Genomic DNA, 21,923 nt, shown 5'->3' with positions numbered 1-21,923 from the left:
TTGGAGGGAACGAGAGGTAGGCTTTATGAAGCCATACCCGTGGCTTGGATGTCCATAAGCATCATAAAAAGATCATGCGCTATGACATAATGTTTTGGCGTCTCTTGTTTAAGAATGCGTTACATAAAAAACCTCGCCCTTCTGCCCAGGGCAGGTAATTCGTCTATGGCCTGTAGTAGCATCAAGCGAGACGTCATGAGACTTAGCTCACCCAAGATAATTAAGTTTTGCACTCATCCTAAAACAGTAGCACTTTCTGTTCGTCAAGAAATCTCAGTCTGTATTACTATAATGCAAAAGAAGGAAAAACAATAGCAATTATTAAAGCGTTGAACCGAATGAAACTTCTACTCTTCTTGTAGGCCATCCCTCTCACATCATAAGAGCTCTAATAACACCTAATATCTTACACGTTTTTTCTTTGATTCAACAAAATTTTTCTTATTATAGAGCTTTGTTGATTCAACAGGTTCTCTGTTCATAGAGAACTCAAGATTTATTATATAGCAATCCTGCTATATTCCCGCTATCTACCTACTTTTATGAAACAATCTCATATTGTATAAGATTAAAATAATTTTTCCGCGGACAACAGCGTGCCTTCGTAATGCCTACATTCTCAAATTTTATAGGTTCTGTAACTATTTTCCCTCAACAGTTGCTCTATATGCTAGATTACGGTCACCATCGTGACTAATGTTCTGTAGATATCTGGCCACTTAACTCTTCTGCATACTGTAACTCATGCCCTCACTTTTTTGACACTTGTTTTTCGCATCCACCGCAGTAATAAGGTAGGCACTGAGTTACTGATTTCTTAGAAAGATCGCCGCATGTTGCACTCTAAAGAAGGGCAGCAATCTGTATTTATAAGGCTCAAGGATAAGAAGTAACATTGATGCTTATGATATAACATTAATCTTATTCGCTGTAGAACATTGTTAGCTTAATGTAATATTTTAAAAAATATTTTCCACATATACTTCCGAATATTTTTTAGAACAGTTTACCAAAAGACGCTAAATCTAGATCAATATTAACAGCTGCAGGCTTGGTGAGGTTTTAACTCAAATTAATTGATCACTATGCTCTACAATTTTAAAAGTCAATGATAGAAATACTTGATATTATTTCTCTTTCTTGTACTATTGTTAACTAATAGAGATTCATGCTTTTCCCTCAGTTTGTTAAAAAACCGTTTCGATCATGATCCAATCAGCTTACTGCATAAAATTTGAATAAATAATCTCTATAGTAAAGAATAAATTTCTAAGAACTAACAGGTCAGTGATAAAAAACCCTTCAAGCGGCGCAAATCCCGGAAAGAATCAATACATAAGTCAGGAATTGCTCTGTAGAAGAGAAATAACTGTTCTTAAGAGGTTTGACCAAATGCTTTATTACTCAGGAAAAAGTATTACACGACAGCGCTGATCATAACAAAGGTGTTAGATCTTTTTTTAGTATTCTACATAAATGTATGGGCTCGATTTTTTAAATAACTCCGTTACCGCTAAGATGACCGCACTATTTTATACGCAGTCAGCCATTGATAATACAAGTCAGAATCAGGTATTAATCTGAGAAAAATTATCAATCGAGTATCATTAAAAACATCGATCGTAAAATTGGTGATGCAAGAGACTGCCAGTCTGTCTGTATATCAGCATAAAACACCGAGCATGTAGTAAGTGCTATGTGCTAGTGAAAGACGCGCCACACAAAATGACTTTTTACGATCTCTCGTGCAGCAGTACCACTGATTAATAGGAGCTACCGCATTTAATACAGCAACCGCAAAAACAATCATGACAGCCTTACCTAATAGCGCTAATCATATCTTCTACTAAGATCATGCTTTATTAAACATAAAACGTCATCAGGCTCTCCCACGGCGGAGAGAAATACTGACCATCTACATCCTATGGTAAATAACTATAAGTTTGAAAAGTCGCATCTAAAGGATAGTAGTAATCTCTAGAGAGGTAGTATATTATTAAAATTTCTTATTATTTAACGTCTTCTTTCTGAATTCATAAGGCTTTTAGATGGCCTTACGATACGCAAAAATCTGGGCTAGAAGATAGCAAGAATAATTCTGACGTTTAATAAAATTAGACATACAGAAATCCTCAAAAGTCTCCACGTCTCCTAACAACCCGCTTGTCAGGAGACAGAGGGCTTTCATAAGGTCTCATTTATTCAACTAAAGTAATAATATATACGTCCACGACGTTATTATACGTCCCGAGATTCTATTTTAATAGCGATGGCAATTGAAAGCAGCGTCTTATTCACGCATATTACTTGCCCCCAGCCAGCTAGGAAAAAGAACACCATCATGGCCAAAGAGACCATTTTTAGTAAAATTATTAATGGAGACGTTCCTGCCGATATTGTCTATCAGGATGATTTAGTTACTGCTTTTCGTGATATTAACCCTAAGGCGCCTAGCCATATTCTGATCGTAACTCATCTTCTTCTCCCCAGTGTCAACGACGCTACCGCTGAGCATGAGTTAGCGCTTGGACGGTTGTTTACCGTCGCGGCAAAAATCGCTCAACAAGAAGGGATTGATCAGAACGGATACCGGTTAATAGTGAATTGCAACTATCACGGCGGGCAGGAAGTGTCTCACTTTCACATGCATCTGCTTGGCGGCAGGCCTCTTGGCCCGATGGTAATCTAATTCTTTGGAGGAAAAGAGTGTGCATTGGCCATTCGCTAGCCTAAACCGGCCACAACGGAACGGTAAAGATAATTGCAGTTTTGCATTGAACATTGATCCTCATGAATCATTGATGATAGACCCTTAGTTCTTAGCGATGTTCATTAAGGTTATGCTAGTAACCCTGATTAATGCTGTATGTCGGTCATTGACCCACTGCATCCTTCGCTGATCAGCGTTTAGTATAAGTACACCCTTGCTATTTGTATAATCTGCAAGGACGACACATGTCATACCGTTCGCTGTATGACTCCACGCATACTGATCGCTCAACCTAACTAGGCAGTACGGCTAGAGGTGCTGCACGGTCATATGGAAACATCAGATGTATCTCTATACATTATTTTTGACACCACAGTACCAACATCGAGTGCACAATGAAAAAAATTACCTTAATCATTTTTGTAACGATGGTTCTAGCTAGCTGCACGTCCCGACCTCCAGATCCACCCCTACAGGCTTCTATAAAGTCGGTACCACAGCAGACCACCGCCGTACCGATACCCATGCCGCCAAAAATAAAGACTGTTAACTGGAAAGCTCACTGGTCCCCTTTTGTGCAAAAAATGTTGAAGATCGAAAGCATCAGAGATGGTAGTTTACTGATGGTCAACACCCTAAAAAACAGCACTAACGGTAGCGTGCAGACCGGTAAAGCCACTGCAGCTCTTAGTCAACTCATTGATGAGGACGCTAGAAAATTCCAGTTAATTAGCGCTGATCAGCTGAACTCGGCGCGCAAGATGCTAGGGCTTTCTTCAGACGACAGCCTGGAGTCGCGCAGTAAAGCAGCAGGGTTAGCACGTTACGTAAACGCTAAGTATCTTCTCTACGGCACTATCTATGGTGATGTGAAGCAGCCAAACGTAGATCTTCAATTGATGCTAGTACAGACTGGTGAGATTATATGGTCCGGTAATGCCCGTCTGCAGGATTGATGCAGAACTACGTTCGGTGCTAGCGCAGTTTCTACCTCAAGCACTACAAGAAAGCGTGGCTCTCCTACCAGTCAGTGGTCTTAGCGGTATTAGGTGGCGCTTACAGGGGGTAGGTTTTGATTTATTAGCCCGCGAAGCCAGTGCGAAAAAAATACAGATCGGCGTTGGCCGGCGTCAAGAATTTCGCCTTTTACGCATGCTAAACGACAGCAGTCTAGCTCCTAGACCCCTGGGTTTCTCTGCCCGCTGGCTACTAATTGAGTGGGTGCCCGGCGCGCCTATGAATTCGCAGGGCTGGGAAAAGGTGCTAAAAACAGGCGCTTTAGCAGGAATGCTAGCCAGATTGCACCAGCGTCAGCGCAGCGGGTATCCACTGAACCTACAAGCGTTGTATGAGCATTACTGGGTAAGCAGCGATCCGGATAGGCGTTCACCTTCCTGGCTGAGACTGCATAAGTGGTTTTTACGCCAGCACCTACCGGTATCTATACGCCAGGCGCTGTTACATATGGATGTCCATCCAGGAAATTTGCTTTATCAGCAGAACGGAGGGCTTGTGCTGATAGACTGGGAATATGCTGGAGATGGAGATGTTGCGCTAGAGTTGGCGCTGTTGTTCTTCGGCAATCGCCTGACAGTCGAGGAACGTGAATGTTTTCTAGGCGATTATGTTCTGCGCATGCCTGGCCTAGATAGAAATCATTTACGCTGGAAGGTTGATGCCTGGCTTCCTTGGGTCTACTATTTGATGCTATTATGGTATGAGAGTCGATGGCAGCAAACCGGTAACCAGGACTTTATCGCCTTGGGCGCACCATTACACCGATACTTCTCTCTAATATGACAGCATCTTCTTTGAGTAACACTAGACGGAAACCTAGTGTGCATTCACTGCCCATAGAGTACGGGGTTGGTATGCCTGTTCGATTAACGCACTCTTCCTTTCCCCCTAACACCCCGCACAGATCTATTGACGACCGACTGTATACCCAACCTGCATTAGAACAGAAATCGGAGTCCATCACGCATGCGTACTACAATACTATCAATAGAAATCGCTCGCCCTTAGGCATCACCGGAAGCGACATACTAACGACGTTAAGCACATCCCGGCTTAGAGCAGTAACAGCAGAAAACGAAAAACGAGTAACGGCATATAACTATACAAAACCTCTGCAATTAATAACGCAAAGAGCATGGGAAGTATTTCAGAAGGCGCATACAGCCTATAAATGCTTCTTAATGTTATTGCTTCATGCCAAAAAGAGAGTATATAGTATTTTCTGGGTCAATTCGCCATACGACTACTTTTTCAAAGCATGTAAAGAGGATTGGCTTTCTCATGAAAGAAAAATTCAATCATAGCGGCTGTTTTCGTTCGCCGTGCATATCAATACAAGGGATCAACATGCGATCGTGAATAACAATTCAAAAAGTTACAGCTTAGGCATCTTTTCTTTTAAGACCAAGAATCAAGAAAATCATCAAAATACACCCGTTGTCGACTATCAAAGCACCCGGGATCTACGTTGACATTCCTCTTTCTTTGCATCATTTATGCACACGACATGCCAAAATAAAAGAGTGAAAACGCATTTTAGATAGGCTCCGCTTACGGAAAAACCTTAATAACTACGTGCATGCAGATGATTTTACTAGTTCATTCTCACCTATCAAGACTAGTTTCTCCTCCTAAAGAAAAATATATCAACATTGTTAGGAAGTGAATATACTCATTTGGTCATTTAATGTCTTTTTTTTGGTAAAAAGCATTCTCTATCTAAAAAATGTGCCGAAAAAATTTGATTACATAGGACCGCCTCGCCTAGCTATTAGGCTATAATATAACCCATATGAAATAACATGTATAAAGATTAATGCAATATCAATACCACTGACATATAGAATCTTCCATATTTTATAAATCAAACCAACCAGAAAGTCTCGGACATGTCGAAAGTATCAGCTAATCGCGTTTATTATACAAATTATTCTCATGATGCGCTGTCTAGTAACACACCATTGAGGGAACAAATAAAGCGTCTTTCCTACTGCAACTCAGTGAGTATATTGCTCATTCTTATACGATGAGCATAGCTAAGTCTTTACCCTCCCCCTCAGCGTCTGAGGGGGAGGGTAAAGAGACCTAGAAAAGAAAACCCGGGGTATGTATTATTTGATTAGTTATGACTACAGCGGTTATAGACCGGTTTAAAACGCCAATCAGTGATTATCATACATCTATTTACCTATCATGCGTAGGTATAGTAATGCGATCTTTAACTTTTTTAATGCCAAAGAATATTCTTTCTGCATGAAAAATGCTCTGATAACCTTTAACTGATCAAAGATTCCGCCTTTATTCAATCAGGATTTCGTTCAAGATGTAAGTCACAAAAAGCTATAACACTATAATATGTACTTCGGTATTGAGGCGGATTGAATACAGCTGTCTTAATGACATTGTGGCGGGTAATGCATCATTCTTTGAATGATCTTAATCAGTCCTGGTAAAGACGGTCGACTCGTTTTTTTCATTGATATCACTCCATATGTTATTAAATTTAATAGTTTGAATTGAATAGTTATTTAACATAAGAATCACTTTTGCCGTTAATGCGTCGATAGCACTGCGAGTCACCTCAACATTAATACGTTGCACTATACCGTTTGCGGTCATCCAAGATAGCGCTTGAATGATGTGTTCTTTTGCTTGCCGTGCCGTCTCATTAGTTAATGTGTGTTGTCTGAGTAAATAAAGACGTGAGCCGATAGAATCATTCCGTATCGTAGGCCACGCCTCATCCCACCACTGCATTGGGGCATTAGTTTCGTTGTTAAGCTCAGCGCACCTCCAAGTAAACAATGACATCATCACTGCACGTCTTAGTCGCTTTTGCTCAGAAGACTGAGTCTTAGTTTCGTTATTAATGATCATACTATTGCATCTGTTGATTGGCCTAGCCTGTTATACGGCTTTATTAAATACATCAATATCATTCTGTCGGTTCAGTGAATTAATTGATCTCTGCAACGTAGCATCCGCTTTCTTGAAAAAGAAAGGTTGTAAGAAGTTACCCCTTTTTGTAAGGGGGTAACGCGATATAGACGATGTTGGGCATTTCTAGATGTCTAATTCTATTATACTTTTCCTTTATTTTTAGCATCTTGCCTTCCGAGGTATCACCCTCCCATTAAACTTAGCTGACCACCGAGCAATATTTTGCAACAAACTAATGTTTATTATTAATGAGTCAGGTCAGGTGGTACCCTACTATCTTTTTGACACCCGTATCTAATCGGGCATAGTTAAAGCCATACTTGGCTCTGGTCAACTTTTCTGAACCCCTTGCAGAAAGATAAAACGCGTGCTATTTGCTTCACGAGATCATGATGGCAGGCCTATATATATATCATAAGTGCCGTTAGCCGCTAGCGCTACGGGCTGTTTGAGGGATGTAGATTCTTAAATCTAGTAGTTCCTTGGTGTCGCTGGTGCTGATATTCCACATCTAAGAAGATCATTACGCGCTCTATCAGTTTCATAATCGAATCACTCCCTTTCTTTACCTCCTTTGCATGACAAAAAAAGCTTGCACAGGGTTCGCGCCCTCCTCTGATAGTTATCTCTGAGCAATAACGTAGAGAAGGAGAACACTCAAGAGATGTATTCTCTTTCCATAAAACAACAGGTGACTTACTGTTCATGCATAGTATTAGAACACCGTACTCTTTAAGTAGACTTACTTGAAGTTCGTTAGTTATTAACTATAAACTTTACTTTACCATAAAAAATATTTTTAAATAAATCCAAGTCGCTAAGTCAGCTTTTATCTAACAATTTTAAACAATTCAATAGATCGATGAAAAGTATTAAGTGCAATACTCTATAAAAAAAGAAACGTCTCGGAAATCATAAGGTTGATCTACTGAAATCAACACGAAACCAGCAATATAAAATATTTTTAAAAATAGTTCTCAAGAAAAAGTCATAAACATGACTGGAATTGGTGTATGATCGAGTATTATTAGATATGAGCGTTTTTTTATAAAAAAGAATATCACATATTCATTTCCTACGTAACGCAGTTTAACGTTTATTTTTATATTATTGATTGCGTTAAGGATTTTTTGTGCGGTGATCGCTAATAAGGCTATACGCTGCGCACTCCAAGCACGATTCGATAAGTCTCATAATCTCATCCGAGGTTCATCAAGATGATGATACCTATCACGTCGCTTACCTTGATTCATCATAGTCATTAAAGCTCAGATGATTAACCAACCATGCTTTCAACCGTACTACTAGTCGCAAGTAATTATGTACTGTCTTGTCGTGGTATCAGGACTTCTGTGTTAATACTGGCGTCAACTACGTGGTGACGCTCATCATATAAGACTGGAGAATATTTAGAATCTTACAGCCGCGCAATCAGCGGCTGTAAGATTTCTTTTTCTTAACCAGAGCATTATAATGACACGCTGTTTTTTATCGTCTATTGAGTCTAGTATTATGAGAAAAGCGTCATAAAGTGACAAAAAACTTATTGAGTTATTAAAGATCATTGAGTTTAACATCTGCATTATTAGACAATGTAATGAGTTGAACGCCTGATTGTAAGTAAAATAAGCTCATAACGGTATACTTTTTGACTATAGAGAACATCTATTGAAACGAAGTTAGCAATCTGGAATGTTAAAAATAACTACCCCCGAATATATGCAATAAATATTTTATAGACTACAAGAATATATACACAGCACCATCGCATGGTTTATGACGCTCTGCTCCAGCTATTACATTAATAGTCACACGGGCACTCTAGATGATTAGTTGATACCTCAAAAGCAATGCGGTGTGCTTTTGGTTAACTGCTGCCTATGTTTTTATGCATCATGTACTTTTCATGCATGTCATTTTTGAGATCTTGCCAAACTCATGTCTCAGCAACCCCCAGGTAAACCCCATGACATATAATTACCAACATCATACTTTTCTAGCATCACTAATGCTAGGGAAACCAACTCTGTACAATGACCACCGTTATGATCCCGCGCTCTTGAAAGGGATACCGCGTTCCCTCAACCGCAGTTCGCTCGGGCTGCAGGCAAAGAGACTCCCATTTCATGGTGCTGATATCTGGACCCTTTATGAACTTTCTTGGCTGAACGATGCAGGATTGCCGCAGGTGGCAATTGGCGAAATAACTCTTAACGCCACTAGCGAAAATCTTATCGAATCCAAAAGTTTTAAATTATATCTAAACAGTTTTAATCAGACCCGCCTACCATCCAGCGACGCGGTACGCATCTGTCTCATCAAAGACCTCTCCCGCTGTGCTGTAGGAGAGGTAAAGATCACGCTACGCAAGCTAGAGGAGTTTACCGGAAGCCCGGTATTAAATTTTGAGGGCGAATGCATTGATGATCAATCTATCAGTATCAAGGACTATACTTTTCACAACTGTTGGCTTAAGGGTTCGACCGGAAGCGCTATGGTGAGCGAAACGCTGGTAAGCCATCTTCTAAAGTCAAATTGTCTTATAACTCATCAGCCGGACTGGGGATCAGTACAAATCCGCTATGTGGGCGCGCGCATTGACCGGGAAGCACTGCTGCGCTATCTCGTATCTTTCCGAAAACACAATGAGTTCCATGAACAGTGCGTGGAGCGCATCTTCTGCGATCTGATGACTTTTTGCCACCCCCATACTCTGTCAGTATACGCGCGCTATACCCGCCGAGGTGGCTTAGACATTAATCCCTGGCGAAGTAATACACATTTTTCTCCAGTAATCGGTCGGCTTGCACGACAATAATACGCTATAATGCGCATCAATAAGGTGTCTTCTTTAAAAAAATAAAATATATCGCGTACGTCCTTACTCCTAAAAAGAGTGGATAGAGAGCCTCTCTCCATTGAAAGATCATAAAAATATGGAACCAACTAGATAAATTATGGGATTTACTTTTAAAAAAGTACTTTTCTACTATAGATTTATGTAGAAAATGCTTTTTTGAGAAAAATTTTCTCTTTTACATCTCACTAATGTAATGCATGTCGTTTATGAAATTTAGTCGGGCTACTGAACCGATAATATAAAACATATTTGTATCAAAACAACATATGACAAAGAAGAATGTTTCTTGCCTTTATTCTGTAAAAAAATAGAGCGTGTGGCACGATCAGCTTTCCATAAAAATGGAATGTAGCAGAATACGATCAGATCTATATAAATCAAATATTGCCCGTATATTTGAGGCGCTAGATTTCCAACGCAACTAATATAAAAATATTTCAGCGGTTTATCTTGAATAGATAACACTTTTGAATCATCAGTAGATTGCGTTACTATCGCCCTCCCAACATTCGGATCGATCTGCACAATAAAATAAAACATTTGGTTATCATTAGCGGAGCTAAGTCTATTCATTAGAGAGATAAAGTTTAAAAGCAAAAAAATGGCTAACCTGACAAGCCAACTCTAAAATAGTATACTGTTATCACAGTATAGATCAGGGTGCCATGCAACACATCTTTTGCGTGGTCGTCATAATACTTAGAAAGCCAAGACTTTATTCATAATCGTTTACTAGATGCGCTTTCGAAGCTTTCTTCCAGCACAACACTTATGGTACATTATGGTCTTCATGACTATAATCGTTTAGATGTACTAGCGATGATAGTTGCAGACCTGAAGCCACCGGACACCTCCGGACACCTCCGGACACCTCCGGACACCTCCGATGGGTGTCAGCGACTTCCGGCTGCATCACGCAGGCATGGCTCTGCTAGTTGTCATGTATTAAAAGCTCTAGTGCATTCAAAGAAGCTTTTCAGAGATCACGCCATGCACTACATTAACTAATAATATTTATTGATGTAGTAAAGCTTATGTTACTCACGGCTTTCAATGTTTTCAGTAGTTCAAAGAATCGTTAATAAAAAGCCGACCGATACCGGGCTTTTTATTGCTAAAGAAAATTCTCAAGACATTAACGCTTCGAGAACTGTGGACGGCTGCGCGCTTTACGTAGCCCGACTTTCTTACGCTCAACCTGACGAGAGTCACGGGTAACAAAACCAGCCTTTCGTAAATTAAAGCGCAGCGCTGCGTCATATTCTATTAGTGCACGGGTAATGCCGTGACGAATAGCGCCTGCCTGACCGGAAATACCTCCACCTTTAACAGTGATATAAAGATCGAGTGTACCAGCCATATCAACCAACTCCAGCGGTTGACGCACTACCATTCGGGCGGTTTGCCGTCCGAAGTACTCTTCCAAGCTACGCTGATTAATAACTATATTACCGCGTCCGGCCTTAACGAAGACGCGAGCGGACGAGCTTTTTCGGCGACCAGTGCCATAAAATTGATTTTCAACCATTGCTTATGATCCCAATTAAATATCCAGAACTTGTGGTTTTTGTGCCACGTGGCTATGCTCATTACTGGCATAAACTTTTAGTTTACGGAACATAGCACGACCCAGTGGGCCTTTTGGCAACATGCCTTTAACCGCGATTTCAATGACGCGCTCAGGGCGGCGGATAATCATCTCTTCAAAGGTTGCTTTTTTGATACCACCTACGTGACCCGTATAGTGATAGTAAATTTTATCATGACGCTTGTTGCCGGTAACGACTACTTTTGCAGCGTTCAAAACAATAAAATAATCGCCAGTATCAACATGTGGAGTATATTCCGCTTTATGCTTGCCGCGTAGACGACGAGCCAGTTCGGTCGCAAGACGACCAAGGATTTTCCCTGCGGCGTCGACAACATACCAATCACGTTGAACTGTTGCTGGCTTTGCTGTGAAAGTTTTCATTAAAAGCGTATCCCATGTAAGTTACATGTTTGTTCAACATCTAAACGCTCCAATAAATGATTACGGGGCGCACGTGGCTTTCATTCCAGGCAACCTACCCCTGTGAGCATTTTTTGGGAAAATTAATTTTTTGAGAAAATTAATACAATATGGTCTGGCTATTATAAAGAATTCATCCGCATAGATCGACTATTTTTAAGTCGTAACTGAGATTTAATAAAAATTAATACTAAGTATACCATCTAATAAACTTGATCATGATTAATATATAATTTTGAAAATTGGGTTTAGAAAAAATACTTAATGATAAGTGCCTTAATTCCCTTTATGCCACTCAATTTCGGGGGTATTTGGTTAACTAACCGAATGACCGCCTAAGGCTAAACCAGCCCTTATAAAGCACGCATACATCAGTCACCTAAAAGGTGACATTAGATTTTCTTAACAATTTTTAGCCTTTCAGTAGAGTCCGTACTCTCTTCAGAGATAATAGATGTGTTGAAAAGCAAGAACCATGTTGTGATATGATACGGTTTTGGTGAATAATGTGTATATTATCTTATGGGAATACAAGGTTATTATGTATTGTAATTTTAGATTGTTTAGATTCATTGTGCAAGATGAGTCTATCTTTAGCCTCAATAATGCGTTAGCTTGATTTTTTTTAAATTCATCAGCGTGTAATCTTGCGCTCATGTGAATACCTGTATGATATCCTTGCATATAGAATACTTTATTTTATAATTAAAAATAGTTCAGTTTTATATTTTTGAGGGACACGATAGGGAAAATGAAGTAAAAAGTTTTCAAACGCAATCTACGATCATAGCACTAAATATCTGATATTAAAGAATCATGAAGGACTTGAAAGAGATAGCGTTCACAAGATCTTTAAACTTATAGCTCTACCCCTAAAACACCCCCTCATCTCCACTGAATAAGAGATGCACCCCGATTTCTCATATCATACAGTCCTCAAGAAACGCGCAGAATTTTAGTTCAGTCATGTATAGAAAAGGGCTTTCCGGTTGTTAGTCCGGAAGCGTAAGCGGGGGTGCAAAATAAGACTTGAAAAATACAGAATATGCTTTAAATTCTTACCGGACAGTTAACACTCTGATACATGAAATATTATGCATCCCTTAATTGTTATAAAAGCATCTCAGATACGCCGCCTCTGCTGGGTTTATAAAGTCAACTCCCTGAGTCAAAATATTACCAATATAGGCTAGCGGCGCTCATGATATCTGTTTTGTCATTCTTTTTTTCATAAGACAGAAAGATAGCAGTTGAGCAGCAATAATGCTGCCTAAAAAAGCAAGCCATGACCGACTTCTCAATGACTTACAATAGACACGTGTTGCATCTAATACCACCCGGTACTCATCTGAGTCCGTGTCATTATCATGAATAGGTGATAAAAAGGTCAGTATTTTAACATACTTAATTATATTGCAAAATCAAAAAAAGATAACCCCAGCCACATCGCGTAAAAATAGCTCTACTAGTCATAGCGGCGTTACAAACGCTAATGTGTTTAACAAGGCCTCTTGGTTTTTCTGATTCATTGTTTATAAAATGCCTTACACCGTGCCGGCGTAGTGCGTCAGGTCCTAGCCATCTGATTAAGCTATTTTTATCTCATACTACGAGCCAGTGTTGTGACATTATGACGAAATGCCGCCTCATAGGTCGAGGCAGGGCCGTCTTTATTCGACAATGCTTCCGGATACAACGCGCCATCAGGCTCTACGCCGCTGGCGTAAGCGATTTGTTTCAGCAATCGAGCATCAGTTTGGTTCTCGATAAAAGTAGCAAGGTGTTCCCGCTTCAGGTGATCAACTAACTCTGCTACGCTACTAGCGCTTGCCTCAGCGTCAGTAGAGAGACTGACCGGGGAAAAAAACTGTACGCCATATTCCAAGCCAAAATAACCGAATGCATTATGTCCAGTCAGCACTTTACGCTTTCCCTGCGGTATATCGGCAAATTCCGCCTTAGCCCAGGCATCGAGCTTCTCTAATGTCCTAATGTAAGCTTCGCCACTCTTACGGAAATAATCAGCATCCGCAGGGTCGGAAGCTATCAGAGCGTTCATAACGTTACGCGCGTACAGGGCCCCATTGCGCGCACTATTCCACGCGTGGGGGTCGGTAATACTTTTACCACCAGCTGCTTCTATTTTTCGTGGACTAATACCAGCGGAAGCGGTAACAACCTTACCCCGATAGCCGGAAGCAGTAACCAGTCGTTCAATCCAACCTTCAAGACCCAGCCCACTAACAAACACTACTTCCGCTTGTGCTAATGCCTGACTGTCCTTCGGAGTTGGTTCAAACGCATGGGGATCACCGCCCGGACCAACTAATTCAGTCACCTTAACATGCTCACCGCCAACTAGCCTGACAATATCAGCTAGTACCGAAAAACTAGCCACCACATCTATAGTGTGCGACATCGCCACCGGACACACCACGATTAAAACCATGGCAAGTGATAGCGTAACACGTCTCATGTCTTCTCCTTCTTAACTACCCCGCTACACCTGCGCAACCGCATTACAATAACGCCGCGTGGACCTAAAAATACCGAGAGGAAAAACACTAAAGTAGCTGATAAAACAACGGTGGGACCAGCAGGTAAAGAGGCGTAGAATGACCAGAGCAACCCACCCCATGAGCACAACACACCAATTGCGGTCGACAACGCCAACATCTGCGGCAAGCTGGTAGTCCAGCAGCGAGCCGCTACCGGTGGCAGCATCATCAACCCAACTGACATCAAGGTACCAAGTATTTGAAATCCAGCCACGAGGCTCAACACAACTAGCGCTAAAAAAAATACTTGGATTAAGCGTGAAAAGCTTGTGGAGTTAACTCGCAAAAACGCTGCATCAAAAGCTTCAATCACCAGAGCGCGATACATTAGTGCTAAGCTTAAAAAAGTGACGCTAGCAATGGTTCCGACAAAACGTATAGAGCTGCTATCGACCGCCAGGATTGATCCAAAAAGTAAATGCAGTAAATCAATCCCAGAACCGCGCAGTGATACTAGCGTCACCCCGAGTGCCAGTGAACCTAGATAACAGCCAGCGAAACTTGCATCCTCTTTTAACTGCGTCATTGAGCTAACCCATCCAGAGAGGATAGCTATTACTAAGCCGGCGATAAAACCGCCTATGCCCATAGCAATCAGCGACATACCGGACAGAAGATAACCAATGGCTACGCCAGGTAATATTGCATGAGATAATGCATCGCCGACTAAGCTCATGCGGCGTAGTAAAAGAAAACCGCCCAAGGGCGTAGTACTAAGGGACAGAGCACAACAGGCAACCAATGCCCGCCGCATAAACCCGTAATGGACAAAAGGATCAAACAAGAGCTGGAACATGATCACACACGCTAAAGGCTACAGGATCTAAAGAGGTGGGGTAATTCTCTGGCCATGACGCCAATACCTTTTCGGAGGGCCCCCAAGTGGCGCTCTGTGGCGTTAGCCATAGAGTTTGCGGAAAGTAACGAGCGACTAGTTGATTGTCGTGCACGACCACGATAATCGTACGCCCTTGACGGTTAAGTTGCGCTATGACTGTCATCAACAGGCCGAAGGTGGGCATGTCAATTCCACTGAAAGGCTCATCTAGCAAAATAAGCGGGGCTTCTTGGACAAGCAGTCGGGCAAACAACATGCGCTGAAATTGCCCGCTAGAAAGTGTACTGATAGCGCGATAGGACAACGTCTCTAGACCGACACGCGTCAGCGCCTGGCGGATCGCAACCTGTTGTTTAAGATTGATGCGGCGCAGCAGACCACGGATGGGCCAGCATCCCATCGCTACAACATCATATACTTTTATAGGAAACTGACGATCTATATCCACCTGCTGTGGTAAATAGCCTATACGAGGGCGACCAGGGTTGCAAAACGATAATGACCCTCTTATCGGCGATAATAATCCAGCAAGAGTTTTCAGTAAAGTTGATTTGCCTGAACCGTTGAGGCCAACAATAGCGGTCATGCTACCACTAGCAAAACGGCCATCTAGCGGAACGCCGATACCTTGGCCTTGATACCCCATAATAAGATTGTGTAATATTATCATAAAAGCTGGGTTGACCACTGGACAGCACCGCTGAGTAGCGTGACTATAACCAAGGCCATCAGCATCCGCGTCAACCCTGAAGAGAGAAGTAGCTTTCTGCCTAGGCGAAAGCGCAGGCAAGGTAATAATAATTTAGAAGACATGCAGTGACCTAAAATTATAAATGTTATGATATAACATATCATATAGGGCAATTGACCGGCAATGCTTAATGCGTGCCTTAAAGTTTTTTATTTCTATCACTATAAGCATTAATGACACTTGATCTTTCATCAACCATATTAATAGCATTAAAAATATTTAACGTAAGTCCTTAAAAATCGCTCATCAATGACATAATTTTATGTGATGACTATGTAGATGCAATGAAATGTTAGGGCATAATATTTTATGCTGATAGTTAAAAAAGACAACGATTGCATGCCAAGAACTTATTCATAAACACACTAGACGCCCTCAATATCAGTAACTTGCTACATAATAAGAAGCATATTTTTAAAAATCACGGACATCATAATTATGATACTCAAAAATGCACCTATAAATTCGTCATATATTTACGATGGCTATGTTGAATGCACTAAATTCTGTTAAGATAATCACTCTTTTCAGGTTGTCATTACAGGAAAATAGTGATCTGCAAGTCACTTAAACATTCCTCATGCACGCCTGAATCTTTAACCATAGCTAGTGCCTGAGAAGCATAGTGATATGGCCTGAGATGATCACCTAGTGAAGCTTTAACATAACTGCGGCTCAGATGCTAATTGTTCACTAAGTGGCGTATGCTCATATTACTATGCTCATACGATAGATCTAGAGAATATTGCGCAGCCACCTCGGTGGGGTAAAGCAACATTTTTTTCTTTCTGCATCACGCGTCATGATCGTGACGTGTATCGGTATACACCGTCACCCTGCGATTGTCTTTATTTAAGCAGTGTAATTTGATATCATTCTTACCCTTTCTCACTGTCGTTATTGCAGGCAATTATCGCCGGGATACTATTGGCCTACGCAATCTAACGTGCATTGTGCAATCTTTTTACTAAATTAACAGCATGAAAGCTACTGCCTGAATGAGGTCATGCTTTAGGAAAATATAATACCGATTATTCTCAAGTAATAAGATGCAATATTACTTTGACCAGGCTATGCTCGTTACTGCTCAGCTGAAAATTAATATTCTATAAACACAATATGATAGGTCGGAATTAATCTATCAGACAGTGGCTAACTGATTGAATCGATTATCTCCCTGTAAAGCGCTTCTCACTAGTTATCTAAGACTTCACCACTACGATCACCGCGCAGTCGCGATGATCGTAGTAATGAGAGACTGTAAGTGCAGGTTGCGGTATAAAATAATCAGAAAACGTTTCCCGTTCTATCACCAGCGTTCTGCTAGCAGGAATCGCATCACGGGCGTCTTCTTGGCGTATGCTCTTCTACACCCTACCATAATCCACATAGTCGGGCCATTTTCAGCTTGATTTACCGTTAGCTTTAGAGCATGGGGCGCAACCTTCACTTCACATCATGCACCCTGTTTACGCGTTTACGCGCGCCCAGGAACAGAAAACTAGCTGATCTATAAAAACACCTCGTGTTTTCACAAAATCCAGTTCCCTTCGAATTCATTTATGTCTGTGTGTCGGAGTACAGCTTTTAAGGTGAAACGTCATGGTATACAGCGTAACATATTACAATATATCGTAAAATTTTAACTACTCCCTTTCAAGTCAGTGCTTATCTGTTCGCATGATTTTTATTTTGCTGAAAGATATTAGGGGTTCTTGTAGATATCGAATGCACTTTGTCATCATTCAGAAAAGTACTTTTCCTAAAAGCATCATCCGTTCCAATCTTTAGGACTGAAAACACGAACGGCCTTACCGTTCAGTACCAGAGCTACTTTTCTAGCTCACCCAGCAGCAAGATCCGTGTTTGCACGCCGCACATAAAAATAAAGTCTATCTTCGACAGACCAGCTAATTGTATGATGACCGGATAAATTCTGGTACGAGTAATTTACGGGGGAAGAGTCTGCACTGCAAGTGTGCAATCATAGGCAAAAACATCGCCTCGGCTAATACGCTAGCTGAAACCGCATGCCCCTTCATTATACTGACAGCTGTATCAAAAACAAAATTCAAGGTTCGGGTTTAGAAGAATGTGCAGAGCTTTCAATTGCTTATTTTCTTCTGCGACCGAAAATTTATCCATTGATTTTCTCATGATCGTTATGCAATAGAAAAACTAAAACTATTACGTTTTTCAATGCAGAGAGTGCTACATTGAAAGGCGCCCAGAAATCCTTGCCTGAATCAGGTTATAATCTATATTTCGTTCTGTGATTTTTGTTACATTACAAGGCTGCATTCTATGCAGTTTATGGCATCGATTCATCCCTGAAATAGGTTGTTAAATGAAAAATTTTCATGCATTTTGCGCTAGCACCTATAACAAAAGGCTTTCAAATGAAACCTAAACGCTTAGTGTTGTCGGCACCACCCCCTGCTTTGATGCCTCCGTTCCAGAAAAAATTAAACTTGCTTGACATGAACCGTCAAAAAATGCGCGATTTTTTCTTGTCTCTGGGGGAACCACTCTTTCGCGCCGATCAAGTAATGAGATGGATCTATCACTATTACTGTGATGATTTTGATAAGATGACAAATATTAAAAAATATTTGCGTACAAAGCTCAAGGTTCTCGCCGAAATCCGGGCGCCAGCTATCGTGCACGAGCAACGGTCCTCCGACGGCACTATAAAATGGGCCATCAGGGTTGGTGAACAGAAAGTAGAGATGGTCTACATTCCCGAAGAAAATCGTGGTACGCTATGTCTCTCCTCCCAGGTGGGCTGCTCTCTGCAGTGTACATTTTGCTCGACCGCGCAGCGTGGCTTTAACCGTAACCTGCAGGTTTCAGAAATCATTGGGCAGGTCTGGCGCGCGGCCAATATCATCGGTAAAAGCAAGGTCACCGGTCGGTGTTCTATTACCAACATCGTCATGATGGGCATGGGCGAGCCGCTACTGAACCTCTCCAACGTCGTGCCAGCAATGGAGATCATGCTAGACGATTGCGGATTCGGGCTGTCTAAGCGCCACGTCACGCTGTCGACCGCAGGCGTAGTACCTGCGCTAGATAAGCTTGGAGATATGATAGACGTAGGGCTGGCCATTTCGCTTCATGCACCGAACGATACGATACGCGATAAGCTTGTTCCGATTAACCGAAAGTATAACATCGACACCTTATTATCCGCAGTGCGCCGTTATCTACATAAAACACGGGCTAATCATGGGCGCGTGACGGTGGAGTATGTGATGCTTCACTATATCAATGATGATACTGAACACGCACATCAACTGGCAGCCTGTTTGAAAGAAACGCCGTGCAAGATTAACCTGATTCCCTGGAATCCTTTCCCTGATGCACCCTATAAACGTAGCTCCAACAGCCGGGTAAATCGTTTTGCTCAGGTGATGATAGGATACGGGTTCACCACTATCGTGCGTAAAATTCGTGGTGACGATATTAACGCTGCCTGTGGACAACTGACAGGAGAGGTGATCGACCGTACTAAGCGGACGACACGTAACTGCATTCAGGGCGTACCGAGCCGAAATGCGGCTGGAATGATTTTCTCGGGTTTTAGCGGTGATCTTTAAGCTGTCAGTGCATGGACAGCTGTGACGATCATTATATCGGAACTGGTATGGAGCCAAGTAGAAGAAAAGCAAAAGAAATTTCTTGAAATAAGCAACATTTTTCTATGCATTAAAACCAATGGCTTCTAGTACACTGCCGCAGTGTAACCATGCTACTAACTCACCTATAATCCGCTCCTTCAGGTTCTATTTTTCTGACAGAATCATAGAGACCCTATGGCAAATACATCCTATACGCTGAGGATTAGCCTATGCCATGTTACAATTATAAGCTTGTATGAGTAGCTAGATGCCGCTAGGAAAAACTATTATTTTACCCGATCTATCTGGGCTTCAGCATGTAACTTAGATGCGCATTTTAAGTCACAGAAAACAAGATTGGTCACCAGTACTGTTTTTAACGAGCATCGCCCCTGATCTCCTCGTCAGGAGCAGGAACAATCTACTGACTTTTTTCTAGGTCTTAATACTTCGGCTCAGCTGCTGTTCTTTAGCGACGTCACTACACGCATACTATGCGTGTAAATACTATTTTTGACATTGCTGTTGCGGTATCAGGCGGCTTTGCATTCTTCTGAATGCAATATCATGACCATAATATGCGTTCGATCCCCGGCAAGCTAAGATTTACCTATGTGTCGGTGATTTTTCTTTTGTGAAAGGCAAGCTCGTTATTCAATACAAAGTTGATGCTGTCGGTGCAGCGCATTGATTGATGTCTATAATCTAAAATTATGAAGATTATGTTGCTATCAGAAAACAGTGCTCTCGAGTGAGAAAGAGTATTCTGTATCGCACATTGCATTAAAAAACAGCATTTTTTTGCTCTGAAAAGCACTATTGTACATTACTTGTGATAACGTAATGATTGGTGGGTCGTGCAGGATTCGAACCTGCGACCAATTGATTAAAAGTCAACTGCTCTACCAACTGAGCTAACGACCCACTTAAAATATACCAGAATTGGTGGGTGATGACGGGATCGAACCGCCGACCCCCTCCTTGTAAGGGAGGTGCTCTCCCGGCTGAGCTAATCACCCATGGTGCATGAAATCACATTATAGGGAATCAATAGTCTGAGTCAATGATTTTTTATGCACTGAATTGTTATGTCCGTATTAAATTAAGACATTCTAAGCCCTATTGCGCTTAAATAAGTAACTCATCCCTCCGAATGGGGATCTATCTTTATAGTTGAATGAATAAAAAATTTATTAGTATCTTCTAAGGATCTCTGCGTTCATTTCCACACATGTTCTCTATACCCCATTTGTAGTCTAAATGGACTAACTGATTAAATGAGGACATTGTCCTTAATCTTCTCGTTTCTCTGAAGACATGTATCGCTCAGTCAGAGACTTTTCTGCATGGACAGAGAAAAGTGTTCCTAGATGGTCTAGGCCCATCTACTTTCTCTTTAGATAAACAGATTTTTACTTTGATAAAAATGCACACGTGTTTGGCTGTTCTTTAAGAACATTAAAGTAAAGTTTAGAGTTCGCCCTAAGACATCCGACTTATTGATGTTCTTGATCAAAGAGAGAAGACCGTGAATGGCTATATGACAACCTCAACACTCAGTGCAAAAAACTATTAATAAAATGATAGCACTAACCATAAAATTTCCGGATAGTTTTGCCGAATATAGAGCATAAAGTCACCTATATCTCATCGTGGAAAGTTCGGTAAGGACGTATTGAATAATACTAGCATTTTTAGTGCATTAGTCGCTAGACAAGTTCTGATTATGCGACGCTGTCGGTCTACGACCGTGCCTAGCCCTGTAAGCGATTCAAGGCCATATTAGCATCTACCTCACATTGACGCTTCCTGGACTAACTGCGCATGATAGTCGGGTAAAGTCCAGGAAGCTATCAGCATTAGACGTGCACCAAAAGATCCCCTATCCAGTAATGAGATTCAATAATAAACGACTATTTTGCATCATGAGTGCCGCTCAGATTCTGATTTAAAATCTTGCACTTAGTCACATAGTCTAAAGTGTTAATATTAGGTAAATAGACTATGCGGAGCAGTGAGCAGCGACTGAACCTACTGTTTTAATAAAAAACATTATGACAGTCATGTGTTGCATAATTCCGTCAGAAAAAGACAAACAATTCCTTACACCATGCACACCATAAAGATAGAAAACCATTACAAGCGAGCAGCAAACAGCCATGGTGTCTAAGACGCCCTTACCCTATCTATGCGGAGATGAGGATAACTCATGCATTTATACTATCAGAGAAGCAGAACTGCCCGCAGGTCGCATTATTAAGTGGCTCAGCATTAATAACTTTAAACGCTGCCTTAACAATACAGAGCATATGTTGCACTCAATGTAGTAAGCTTCCCCAATGATTGCAGCAATGCTCTATGTGTTGCACAAATTTAAGAGGTATCTTTAATGCTATGTGCTGATTGATTGCAAAAAAAACATTACCGCTACATCGGCTGGATCTCGTGTGTCAAGCAAACCTACTGAACAATTTAAAAACTGGATGATGAGGGTACTTATGAGACACGTTACTTTCATAAAGCTCTATTAAGGAAGAACATAAAGCAGCTTAGACCCCCCCGCCGCCAGCGTCTAATATTTAACCAGTAGAATACTATGTATTGTACTGTAATGATGC

General features: G+C 41.3%; 11 protein-coding genes and 2 tRNA genes. 5 read left to right on the top strand and 8 right to left on the bottom strand.

What is annotated here, in order from left to right; genetic code table 11:
- The first annotated feature begins 2,341 nt into the window (after positions 1-2,341).
- From A359_RS03505 to A359_RS03495, 3 genes are all read left to right on the top strand, one after another.
- A complete protein-coding gene (locus A359_RS03505; RefSeq protein WP_014888484.1) occupies positions 2,342-2,689 on the top strand; it encodes an HIT domain-containing protein in 348 nt (115 codons plus the stop codon).
- A 416-nt stretch (positions 2,690-3,105) separates the two neighbouring features.
- On the top strand, positions 3,106-3,666 hold the full coding sequence (gene lpoB, locus A359_RS03500) for a penicillin-binding protein activator LpoB (protein ID WP_014888482.1): 561 nt from the start codon (positions 3,106-3,108) through the stop codon (positions 3,664-3,666).
- Positions 3,647-4,510, top strand: a complete 864-nt coding sequence (locus A359_RS03495) for a phosphotransferase (protein ID WP_014888481.1) — start codon at positions 3,647-3,649, stop codon at positions 4,508-4,510. The genes lpoB and A359_RS03495 overlap by 20 nt, the downstream gene beginning before the upstream one ends.
- Before the next feature lie 1,653 nt (positions 4,511-6,163).
- On the opposite strand, the gene A359_RS03490 is transcribed toward A359_RS03495, so the two are convergent.
- Positions 6,164-6,604 carry a phage GP46 family protein gene (locus A359_RS03490; protein WP_014888479.1) on the bottom strand — a complete coding sequence of 147 codons (441 nt, stop codon included), beginning with the start codon at positions 6,602-6,604 and terminating at the stop codon, positions 6,164-6,166.
- A 2,029-nt stretch (positions 6,605-8,633) separates the two neighbouring features.
- On the opposite strand from A359_RS03490, the gene queF reads away from it, so the two are divergent.
- Complete coding sequence (queF, locus tag A359_RS03485; RefSeq protein WP_044104755.1) at positions 8,634-9,485, top strand: NADPH-dependent 7-cyano-7-deazaguanine reductase QueF; 852 nt, start codon at positions 8,634-8,636, stop codon at positions 9,483-9,485.
- Between the two features lie 1,177 nt (positions 9,486-10,662).
- On the opposite strand, the gene rpsI is transcribed toward queF, so the two are convergent.
- From rpsI to A359_RS03455, 5 genes are all read right to left on the bottom strand, one after another.
- Complete coding sequence (gene rpsI / locus A359_RS03475; protein WP_014888476.1) at positions 10,663-11,055, bottom strand: 30S ribosomal protein S9; 393 nt, start codon at positions 11,053-11,055, stop codon at positions 10,663-10,665.
- Between the two features lie 15 nt (positions 11,056-11,070).
- On the bottom strand, positions 11,071-11,499 hold the full coding sequence (rplM, locus tag A359_RS03470) for a 50S ribosomal protein L13 (protein ID WP_014888475.1): 429 nt from the start codon (positions 11,497-11,499) through the stop codon (positions 11,071-11,073).
- Between the two features lie 1,636 nt (positions 11,500-13,135).
- Positions 13,136-14,014, bottom strand: coding sequence for a metal ABC transporter solute-binding protein, Zn/Mn family (locus tag A359_RS03465; RefSeq protein ID WP_014888473.1), 879 nt, complete (start codon positions 14,012-14,014; stop codon positions 13,136-13,138).
- Positions 14,011-14,898, bottom strand: coding sequence for a metal ABC transporter permease (locus A359_RS03460; protein WP_044104602.1), 888 nt, complete (start codon positions 14,896-14,898; stop codon positions 14,011-14,013). Before A359_RS03460 ends, A359_RS03465 begins: the two co-directional genes overlap by 4 nt.
- Positions 14,873-15,604 carry a metal ABC transporter ATP-binding protein gene (locus tag A359_RS03455; protein ID WP_014888471.1) on the bottom strand — a complete coding sequence of 244 codons (732 nt, stop codon included), beginning with the start codon at positions 15,602-15,604 and terminating at the stop codon, positions 14,873-14,875. The genes A359_RS03460 and A359_RS03455 overlap by 26 nt, the downstream gene beginning before the upstream one ends.
- 2,525 nt (positions 15,605-18,129) lie before the next feature.
- Between A359_RS03455 and A359_RS03450 the strand changes: the two genes are divergently transcribed.
- Positions 18,130-19,284, top strand: a complete 1,155-nt coding sequence (locus A359_RS03450) for a bifunctional tRNA (adenosine(37)-C2)-methyltransferase TrmG/ribosomal RNA large subunit methyltransferase RlmN (protein ID WP_195909930.1) — start codon at positions 18,130-18,132, stop codon at positions 19,282-19,284.
- 869 nt (positions 19,285-20,153) lie between these two features.
- Here A359_RS03450 and A359_RS03445 read toward each other — a convergent pair.
- Positions 20,154-20,229 (bottom strand) — tRNA-Lys (locus A359_RS03445).
- A 19-nt stretch (positions 20,230-20,248) separates the two neighbouring features.
- Positions 20,249-20,324, bottom strand: a tRNA-Val gene (locus A359_RS03440).
- Positions 20,325-21,923: the final 1,599 nt, after the last annotated feature.

This window comes from secondary endosymbiont of Ctenarytaina eucalypti, from assembly GCF_000287335.1.
GTDB lineage: Bacteria > Pseudomonadota > Gammaproteobacteria > Enterobacterales > Enterobacteriaceae.
The sequence above is the reverse complement of the archived record's forward strand: the minus strand, read 5'-3'. Positions and strand labels throughout refer to the sequence as shown.

What these genes read in the sequence shown, in the direction of transcription:
- A359_RS03505 (WP_014888484.1), top strand. Translation starts at nt 2,342, where the DNA reads ATGGCCAAAGAGACCATTTTTAGTAAAATTATTAATGGAGACGTTCCT.
- lpoB (WP_014888482.1), top strand. Translation starts at nt 3,106, where the DNA reads ATGAAAAAAATTACCTTAATCATTTTTGTAACGATGGTTCTAGCTAGC.
- A359_RS03495 (WP_014888481.1), top strand. Translation starts at nt 3,647, where the DNA reads ATGCCCGTCTGCAGGATTGATGCAGAACTACGTTCGGTGCTAGCGCAG.
- A359_RS03490 (WP_014888479.1), bottom strand. Translation starts at nt 6,604, where the DNA reads ATGATCATTAATAACGAAACTAAGACTCAGTCTTCTGAGCAAAAGCGA.
- queF (WP_044104755.1), top strand. Translation starts at nt 8,634, where the DNA reads ATGACATATAATTACCAACATCATACTTTTCTAGCATCACTAATGCTA.
- rpsI (WP_014888476.1), bottom strand. Translation starts at nt 11,055, where the DNA reads ATGGTTGAAAATCAATTTTATGGCACTGGTCGCCGAAAAAGCTCGTCC.
- rplM (WP_014888475.1), bottom strand. Translation starts at nt 11,499, where the DNA reads ATGAAAACTTTCACAGCAAAGCCAGCAACAGTTCAACGTGATTGGTAT.
- A359_RS03465 (WP_014888473.1), bottom strand. Translation starts at nt 14,014, where the DNA reads ATGAGACGTGTTACGCTATCACTTGCCATGGTTTTAATCGTGGTGTGT.
- A359_RS03455 (WP_014888471.1), bottom strand. Translation starts at nt 15,604, where the DNA reads ATGATAATATTACACAATCTTATTATGGGGTATCAAGGCCAAGGTATC.
- A359_RS03450 (WP_195909930.1), top strand. Translation starts at nt 18,130, where the DNA reads ATGCCTCCGTTCCAGAAAAAATTAAACTTGCTTGACATGAACCGTCAA.